General features: G+C 44.5%; 4 protein-coding genes. 1 reads left to right on the forward strand and 3 read right to left on the reverse strand.

The features are described 5' to 3' along the window. Positions 1 to 23 precede the first annotated feature (23 nt). Both QUA50_RS28365 and QUA50_RS28370 read right to left on the reverse strand, forming a co-directional pair. On the reverse strand, positions 24 to 2,990 hold the full coding sequence (locus QUA50_RS28365; RefSeq protein ID WP_333268591.1) for a response regulator: 2,967 nt from the start codon (positions 2,988 to 2,990) through the stop codon (positions 24 to 26). Between the two features lie 126 nt (positions 2,991 to 3,116). Further along, positions 3,117 to 8,606: a PAS domain S-box protein gene (locus QUA50_RS28370; protein WP_333268589.1), complete on the reverse strand. Its 5,490-nt coding sequence runs from the start codon at positions 8,604 to 8,606 to the stop codon at positions 3,117 to 3,119. Positions 8,607 to 9,281: 675 nt separating this feature from the next. On the opposite strand from QUA50_RS28370, the gene QUA50_RS28375 reads away from it, so the two are divergent. Further along, positions 9,282 to 9,437 carry a hypothetical protein gene (locus tag QUA50_RS28375; RefSeq protein ID WP_333380230.1) on the forward strand — a complete coding sequence of 52 codons (156 nt, stop codon included), beginning with the start codon at positions 9,282 to 9,284 and terminating at the stop codon, positions 9,435 to 9,437. 67 nt (positions 9,438 to 9,504) lie between these two features. Here the strand turns inward: QUA50_RS28375 and QUA50_RS28380 are convergent, their stop codons facing one another. Continuing rightward, on the reverse strand, positions 9,505 to 9,654 hold the full coding sequence (locus QUA50_RS28380; protein WP_333298966.1) for a hypothetical protein: 150 nt from the start codon (positions 9,652 to 9,654) through the stop codon (positions 9,505 to 9,507). Between the last annotated feature and the right edge of the window lie 72 nt (positions 9,655 to 9,726).

The following is a 9,726-nucleotide window of genomic DNA, read 5'->3' on the forward strand; positions in this document are numbered from 1 at the left end:
GGTTTAACTGCTTATCAATCTATTCAACAAGCTCTCTCTATTGATGGCTCCCTTTTTTCCCCTAGTTGAGCAATTACGTCTGGAGTCAATATCTTTGGTGGCGAAGCTGATGAGTCTGACTGAACTTTTTCGGCGTAGCAGTAGCGGACGCCCAAGTGATGAGCTATCTTGTCGAAAAGTGTGTCTTCAGTAAACGGCTTGGCAATGTAGTCATCGCAACCGACTTCCAGGCTGGCGGTGCGATCATCCTCAAAAGCATAGGCAGTGAGGGCAATTATGCGTGTAATTTGTCTTCTGTCCTGTGACATTTGCCCTGAGTTATCTGCTGATGACTCATGACTCATGACTAATGACTGTTGCGATCGAATCTGTCTCGTCGCTTCATAACCATCCATGACAGGCATTTGAATGTCCATCAAAATCAAGTCAGGGTGCCATGTTTGCCAACGATCGATCGCCTCTACCCCATTTTCCACCGCACACACATCAAACCCAACTGACTCCAGCAGCGTCACCAGCAGTTGCCGATTTTCTAGAACATCTTCTACTACTAGAATTCGGTAGATAGGTTGCCCGGGTTCGATCCCGATAATCCGATCGCTAATTTCAGGTTCATCTAAATCAACGGACTCTGGTAGTTCCAAAACGACTTGGCAGGTAAAAGTCGAGCCTCGATTCAGGGTGCTTCGCACGGTGATATCGCCTCCCATCAGACGCGCAAACTCGCGACTGATAGACAGTCCTAAACCTGTTCCTCGATCGTGACGACCGCGATTGGTTTGCATGAAAGCGTCAAAAATTGATTCTAAATCTGAGGGAGAAATGCCAGATCCGGTATCCTCAACTTCGAGACACAGGGTAATAGTTTGTTTAACATCGGGTGGATGAGTGGCGCGATCGCAATTTGTACCGGATGGGATATCATCTGATGAAAAAGCTCGTCCGCGTAGGGCTATGCTTCCTGTTGTTGTAAATTTGAGCGCGTTCCCCAGCAGATTAATCAAGATTTGGCGAAGTTTTGCTTGATCGCCACACACATAACGGGGGACAGTAGCATCCCACTCGCTGCTCAGATGTAACCCTTTCTCAGGCGCTTTGATGGTAAACATCTCGTTAATAGAACCTAGCAGTCGATGCAGATTAAAACAGCTTTTACTCAGTACCAATTGCCCTGCTTCAATCCTAGACATTTGCAAAACATCGTCGATCAATGTCAGCAAGTGTTCTCCACTACGGGTAATGATCCCTAAATGCTCTTGAAATTCTTCTGGGATATAGGGGCTGCGGTTCATAAGCTGGGTAAATCCCAGAATCGCGTTGAGTGGCGTTCTGAGCTCGTGGCTCATGTTGGCAAGGAACTGGCTTTTGGCACGGTTGGCTATAGCGGCCCTTTCAGCAGCGTGTTCTAGGGCTGCTTGCGAAAATTCTAACACCGCCAGCATGAGGATATGTCTCATTTCGGCAGCAGCTTCTAACTCTGCAATCTGCCACGGATAAGACATCTGGCGCACTGTCTCTTGCCACCGTTCAAAGGATCTGCGGGGACACAGGTGCATTTTTCCAATTTCGTCGATCGACACAGCATCCTGTGGATTACCTGCCCAGTTTATGGTTTGAATTTGTTCGGGTCGGAACCAAAGGATATGATATGACTTTTGTTTGGCATAGCATAGGAAGATTGAGATTGCTAAAACACCGCTAGCTCGCTCTTTGAATTGCTTGGCTTGGGGATACAACTGAGACAAAGAAGCTGTTGCAAACACTCGTTCTTTGTTCTGTTGCAGCAACCACTGCACGAGTTCGTCTACCTCAGCTTCAGATGGTGTTTCACCCACCAATGTCAGACGACCATCGAGCAGAATTGCAGCTCCCTGAGCATGAACTAAATCTAGCAATTGAGAAGCATTTTCGGTCAATACCTGTTCGATAAAATTAGAATCCCGCCGGAATGCCTGCTGAAGTTTATCCTGAATAGTTTTCGCCTGCGATCGGTAAACGTTCAATTCTCGCTCTTGCTGATGCACCAGTTCGATCGAGGCAAATTGTCCTAAAAATTCACAGCTTTTGCGAGTTTCGCAATCAACCAATCGCGGGCTGTAATGGTGACAGGCAATTAATCCCCAGAGACGCCGATCGTCAATTAACGAAATCGTCAGTGTCCCAGCCACTCCCATATTCTGCAAATATTCAATGTGGCAGGGAGATACTCCCCTTAACACGCAAGCACTGAGATCCTGGGGTGTATTGGTTAGGGGATGGTTGGTGGGAATTAGGCGGGCAGGGGTGTAATTGATATTGGGAATTTGGCGCACCCAATTGCTGTAAAACAATTTGCGGGCGGGTACGGAAATATCGATCGCCGGGTAATGCAATCCCAAGTAGCTTTCTAGATAGCTTTCTTTCTCTTCGGCAATCACCACCCCATGTTCATCGGCTTCAAAGCGATATACCATCACGCGATCGAACCCTGTCATGGCTTTTACTTCAAGAGAAATGGTTTGAGCTAAATCAGAAAGACCGATCGCACTGCGAAGGTTGAGGATTACTGTTTGCAGACGATGATAGAAATCGATTGCATGATTATTTTCAATAGACCCTTGGGGTTCTAGCTCCAGAATAAACCCATCTGCTAGCTGATGCACTGTGCTTCTAAATGTTTGAATTGTGCCGTCTTTTAGAGGTATTTTCAGAGCGAAACTATTATCTATCTTGACCTTTTCTTGATTGATATACTTGACCATTTCTTGTACTTGCTCGTGACCAAATAACCAGGGCAATGGCTGACCTAGCAATTCGGCGACAGCAATGCCAAAAAACACTTCTACATTGTCACTTACTTGTAAAATTTTGAGGCTTTTTTCTTGCAAAAACAAAAGTATCCCGTGGGGCTGAATATGACCGGGAGCATATACTGATTCTTCACTGCATTCCTCTAAGCTTGTTAAATCTAAAGGAGTAAAATTCGATTTGGTGGGTACTTTACGATTCATTTTATAGCAGTATTTATCAATAAAGATTAACGATTATTTTTGGCAAACTTACCAACAATATAATTTAATTATTGTTGGCTGTGCCTAATTTGCTAGTACAAATCAAACGTTTAACTGCACAACAGCTTATAAATCCAATGGAGGAATTTCACTTGGGAAATTACCTTGAATTAGATTAATAATTTTCTCAAATTGATACTGGTTGGCGAGTTCCGTCAGATAAATACCCAATTGACCGAGGTCTGATGAAAGTTGAGCTACCAGTTCAACGATCGCAAAATCATCCCCACATAAAGCAGCATCTTCCAGCTCAACCACCCATTCTTTTGGTAATGTCGCCAAAAGCATTGGATCGAAGGAATCTGAAACGGAAGAGGCAACAGAACAGAGGTTAGAAGGAAAACAATCTGTTCCCCGTTCCCCCTTTTCTGTTTCCTCTTCCTCATATACATACTCTAACCCCAGGTATTCGGCCATCTTGAGAAATAGGGTTTGTTCCCGGAAGGGCTTGCTGATGTAGTCGTTGCAGCCAGCAGCCAAGGCGAGGGCGCGATCGCTCTGGGAAGCCTGGGCCGTAAGTGCAATAATGATACTGTTCCGTCCGTCTTCCATTGCCCGAATTTGCTTCGTAGCCTCGTATCCATCTAACACGGGCATCCGAATGTCCATCCAGGTTAGGTGGGGTTGCCATTGTTGCCAAATCTGCACCGCTTCCTGTCCGTTGGTAGCTTCTTTTACCTCTAATCCTAATTGTGTCAGCAATCTGACCATTAGCAAGCGATTTTCTGCTCGATCGTCAACCACCAAAATGCGATGATCCCCTTGACTTGGAGCCAGCCCAATCACGAGGCGATTATTCTCTTCGGGTGTAACATTAACTCCACTGACAGGGCTGACGGGAAGAGTAAATGTGAAGGTACTCCCCTCTCCCAGAGTGCTGCTGACAGAAATTTTTCCGCCCATTAGTTCCAACAATTTGCGGCTAATGGTGAGACCTAGCCCAGTACCGTCGGTCGATCGCTTCCCAGCTTGAGCTTGCACAAACGCATCGAAGATGGTATCGAGTTCGATCGATGCAATCCCTACACCTGTGTCAGCGACTGCAAACTGGAGAATCGGCTCAGTTGTGGTTAATGCCCCTGTACCGTTCGCCTCAATGCTGACGTGCAAAGTAATGCTTCCCCGATCGGTAAATTTGATGGCATTACTCAGCAGATTGAGCAAAACCTGGCGCAGTTTTTGAGCATCGGCAAGCATAAATTGGGGAACTTCTGGCGCAATCTCGAAACAAAGGTCAAGTCCTTTAGAACTTGCTCGTTCCGCCAACATATTTCGGAGGGAATGCAGCAGCGCAATTAAGTCAAATCCGCTCTCTTCAACTGTGCAGTGTCCCGATTCAATTTTCGAGAGATCCAACACATCATTAATCAAACTCAAGAGGTGATCGCCACTGCGACTAATTGTTTGCAGGTCTTTTTTTTGGTTGGGAGTTAAAGAGAGGTCATGGGCCATCACCTGAGCAAATCCCAGAATCACGTTGAGGGGAGTGCGTAATTCGTGGCTCATATTGGCTAGGAAGGTACTTTTTGCCAAGTTCGCTGCTTCTGCTGCTTCCATTGCGTGCTGCAGTGCCAGTTCTTTACATTTGCGATCGCTGATATCTTTATGCGTTCCAATCATCCGTAAAGGCTTACCCTGTTCATCGCAGGCAACGACTTTCCCGTAGTTAGCGATCCACTTCCACTCACCTGACTTGCAACGCACGCGATAGTCAAAGGCATACTTAACTGAGCTATCTTGCAAGTGACTGTTCAGAGACTCAAAAACCCAGAATTTATCGTCAGGGTGAATCATCTGTTCCCACACCTTCACATCCATCACCAACTCACCCGGCTTGTAGCCCAGCATCTCCTGGTAGTAGGAATTAATGTAAACTTCTCCAGTTTCAATTTTCCAATCCCACAGTCCATCTCCAGAGGCTTCTAGTGCTAGCATTAAGCGTTCTTCACTCAGTTGTAAAGCGGTTTCCGCTTGATGCTGTCGCGTAACATCGATCGCCACACCACCTACTAGCATTTGCCCAGATAAGTCGGGGATGAGAAATTTGTAAACCAGAAACTCACCCAGGCTTCTATCTCGACGGGACGCAATCTCAATCGTTTCAATTACCTCGTAGGTGTGAGCAACCGTTTGAATATTGTCTAGAAATTGTTGGGCGATGGCGACAGGGTAAAGTTCAAAAATCGATTTTCCAATCACATCCTCAGTGGGTAACTCGAAGGTATTGAGATAAGTCTGGCTGGCGTAGAGCATTACACCATTTTCATCGGTAATCCAGGCAGGGGCAGGGCTGTGATTCATGAAGGCTTGGAAGCGAGTTTCACTCTCTCGGAGTGCCTGTTCTGCTTGTTGGCGTTCCGCTTCGTTGCGTTTGCGATCGCTAATATCCCGGCAGATACAGAAGTTTATTATCTCATCTTGTAATTCCACCCGGTTCCAGCTAATTTCCACGTCATATACAGAACCATCCGGGCGGCGATGTCGCGTTTCAAACAGCGGAATAACCTCCTCTCTCTGCAGCATAAGTTCTAGTTCTTCCCCCGTCCATTGAGCATCCCAATCAAACACACTCAGATTCAGGGTTTCTTCTGGGGTGTAGCCCAGCATTTGAGCAAAACTGGGACTAGCTTCTACAACTTTTCCGACCCAATCCATGACAACAACACCGTCCATTGAAGTGTTGAAGAAGGCTTTACTCCGCAGGAGTTCCTGTTCTAGTGCAAGTTCGGCTTTCTTGCGATCGCTAATATCTTTCATGAAGCAGTAATGCCCCAACAATTGCTGCTGTTCGTCGTATGTTGAAATCATCACCAATTGCTTATAAAAAACAGAACCGTCTTTACGAACTCCTCTGGTTTCAACTTCAACTCTGCCCTCTTGCAGCATCAATCTATAGGCTGCAACCAGTTTTTCCAACTCATCGGGTTCTACGATTTTTTCCCAGGACATCCCCACCAGTTCTTCTGGCTGATAGCCTGTCACATCAGAATATGCTTTATTGACATAGAGGTAACGTCCTTGAGTGTCTATTTTGGAAATGCCGGACAGCGCATTTTTCATCACCTCACTCATTTCTCTAAGCTCTGCTTCTGCGTGTTTGCGATCGGTGATATCTTCGGAAAAACAAAGTAGGTACTGGGGCTGATGCTGCTGGTCGAAAATGGGAATCTTCACCGTATGCAGCCAGCGTTTTCCCCGACAATGACTGTCAATGACTTCTTCGAGAATATCCTCAGTCTTACCTTTTTCAAAGGCTTCTCTATCCTTTTGGTCAAAAAAGATAGCCTGTTCTGTTGGAAAAAAATCATAGCCACTTTTGCCGATCGCTTGTTCGGCTGAAATGCCAAATAACCGTTCGCTGGTTTTATTCCAAAACTGAAATACCCCAAATCGTTTAGGCTGTGCGTCCTTAACAAAAACCGCCACGGGTAAATTATCCAGAAGTGCTTGTAAAAAATTGCGCGTTTTTTGGATTTCCACCTCTACTTTTTTGCGCTGGCTAATATCAATAAACGTAACTACAACTCGTTGGATTTGACCTTTTTGATTTAACTCAGGGTAGGCATTTACTAATACCCAAACACAAGAATCTCTTTTTTTTTTAATTCCTAAAAAATAATTTTTGAGGGAACTTCCAGTGGATAAAACCTGATTCACGGGATATTGCTCTAGGGGCATAACGCTGCCATCTTCCCGCACCAACTGCAATGCCGGCTCGCTCACTGTTTTTCCCTGAATTTGGTCAATTGAAAACCCTAGTAATTCAGCGGCCATTTTATTACATAATTGGACGCTGGTGTCGGTCGCATGAATCACAAAACCCGCATTTAAGTTATCGATCAATTGCCGATATCTGGCTTCGCTTACCTGTAAAGCAACTTCAGCTTGCTTGCGCTCGGTAATGTCGGTGTGAGATCCAGCCATCCGAATTACGTTACCTGCATCATCCCAAAGTGCCTGACCGCGATCCAAAATCCATTTGTAGGAACCATCTTTGCAGCGAAGGCGATGTTCTGTGATGTAGAAAGGAGTTTTCTTGGCAAAATGATCTTGAACGGCTTGCATCACCCATCCCAAATCATCGGGATGTACCAGATTAGCCCATTGGTCTACAATGTTTTGGATTTCATGGTCTTCATAGCCCAGCATTTCCTTCCAGCGACTAGAAAAGAAGACCTCGTTGGTTTGAACATTCCAATCCCAAATGCCGTCATTATTCCCGCGTACAGACAGTTCCCAGCGTTCTTCACTTTCACGTAGCGCGGCTTCTGCTTGTTTGCTGTCAGCAATATTCCGGGCAATCTTTGAGGCTCCAATTATATTCCCTGCTTGGTCTTTAATGGGGGAGACACTCATCGAGACATCGATTAATGTTCCATCTTTCCTCCGCCTCTTGGTATCGTAGTGTTTGATGCGTTCTCCTCGCTGGATTTTGGTGAGAATTTCGTTTTCCTCCTCTCCATAGTCTTCGGGAATCAGCTTTCTCCCTGATTGCCCTACGATTTCGGCCGCTGTATAGCCAAAAATTGTTTCGGCTCCTACATTCCAACTTGTAACTACACCCTCTAAATCTTTACTGAGAATGGCATCTTCCGAAGATTCAACGATCGCAGCTAGTCGGGCGATCGCAATTTCTGCCTGTTCTCGCTGGTGAATTTCCCATTGCAACTGGCGATTGGCTTTTTTGAATTTATCGACTTTGCCATAACTAATTTGTGCGAGATACACGACCCACATCAGGATCGCAACTAAAAATAAACCACCAATTAATACAACTTTTGGCCAATAAAACTTGACATTTTCTACTAAATATGCAGTTGGAAAAACATCTATCCTCCAGTCTACACCATAGGCTTTCACTACAACTGTTTTATCCTCGGATTTTCGAGGCAAATACTTTTGACCGCAGATCAAATTTGGGCCATCATATATAGCCACATTGTACCCTGGTGACACTTTTAAAATACTCTCAAATAGAGTTTTAAAGTTAAAAACTCCGACAATAAACCCATCAAACCGTTCACCTACAAACAAAGGAAAACTTGCTAAAAATCCTTTACCCCCTTGAACAAGTGAAATATTGCCACTTAAGATAGGTTGACGCAAATCACGAGCTACTTGCAAAGTAATTTTTCGACGCAGTTCCCCATTCAAATCTAGGTTTTGCGCTGCCTCATTCCCTGCCAGTGGTGCAACCCATCGCACTTTAAATGATGGATCGACTAATGCGATCGCCTGATAACCGTAGAAATCCTTTACATAAGCCTCAGCATCGGCTTCCCAAAGAGCCTTTGGCGTACCGCCATTGGCTTGCCAGCGATTCGCCATTTGCCGGAGTGTCAGCACCCGAATGGATAATCCTTCGGTTAGTTGTGACTGAATCGCATTGGCTTCCTGCTGAATTAACTGCTCAATGTGAATTTGTGCATTGATGGTTAGCTGTTGCCACGTAAATAAAACAGCAAGAGAAGCCACCACACCAAGCAAAAGAGGTAGCAATCGTTTAAGTGGTGTTTGGTCTAAACTTATAATGACTTTGCGTCGAGGTATTACCATAAATTAAGCGATAGATGAATATAGATATTTTCGATTTGTTGGACTATAATTGGGTAATTTACTGATGCAATATAACTCTGTATTGAGCCGGAAAACCAGTTACGTATAAGGCAATGTCTAAACTTTATACCCCCTCAAATGAGCTTTTAGATACCACGAATAAAAAATATTTTTTTCATTAAGCCCTAGCCCTCTAAGTATATGTAGAGAGGGCGATGAGCAACATCTGTTCAGATTGTAAATAGGTATTGTTTGCCAACATTGGCGACAAAACCAGTAGATTTGATGCTGGCGAACGTGACGGAGCATTTGATTCGAGCAGCCGGGGCAGTGTGTCATAAAGACTTATTTTTTAACTAAGGGTTATTTCACTCTTGTTGCAAAGTGCTGTAAGCTCGCTTGAAGCAACGATAACAAGACCCTATACAAAAAAACTAAAGATTTGGTAAAGAATATAAAAGGGTTAAGGAAAAGATACAATTTTAAACATTCCGTAATAAAAAAAGAGCGAAGAGAATTTTTATCCCACAATACGCACCTTGTAATATCACATCAGTTGTGTGATAATTATATACTATTCAGATGCAGCTTTTGAGACTCATTCCTACATAAAATAATTTTCCTGTTCCCTGTTCCTTGATTTGATCTGAGAGTCTAAATCCTAGCCCTACACCTTTGTATGAAGGTATCGCGGGCCGACAGTCGGGTGTAAAAGATGCGGTATCAGGAACAATCGATGCCTTGGCTAGCGACGGAATGCTGTTAGTAGGAGAAGCGCTGAGACAGGGTTTAACTCCAAGCCAATATTCTGTGAGACCGGAGCAGCCTTGAACCTGCATTTCTCACGGCACGCTCCTGCCAGCAAGTGACACTGAATGGAGAGAAACAGTCAATAATTTTATTCGCAATCAAAGTTCGACGAACCAGTTGGAAAAAGTTCTCGGACGAAATTCTCCTTTCCTACCGATGAGTGTCGCCGATCGAGATAAATGTATTTGAGCCCAAATCGGGCAAGATACTGGGCGCGCACCAGAAGAATAGGGGTCAATCGATTTTAGATTTTAGATTTTAGATTTTAGATTTTAGATTTTAGATTTTAGATTTTAGATTTTAGATTTTA

The sequence above is a fragment of the Microcoleus sp. M2_D5 genome, from assembly GCF_036701935.1.
In the GTDB taxonomy this organism is placed as follows: Bacteria; Cyanobacteriota; Cyanobacteriia; order Cyanobacteriales; family Microcoleaceae; genus Microcoleus.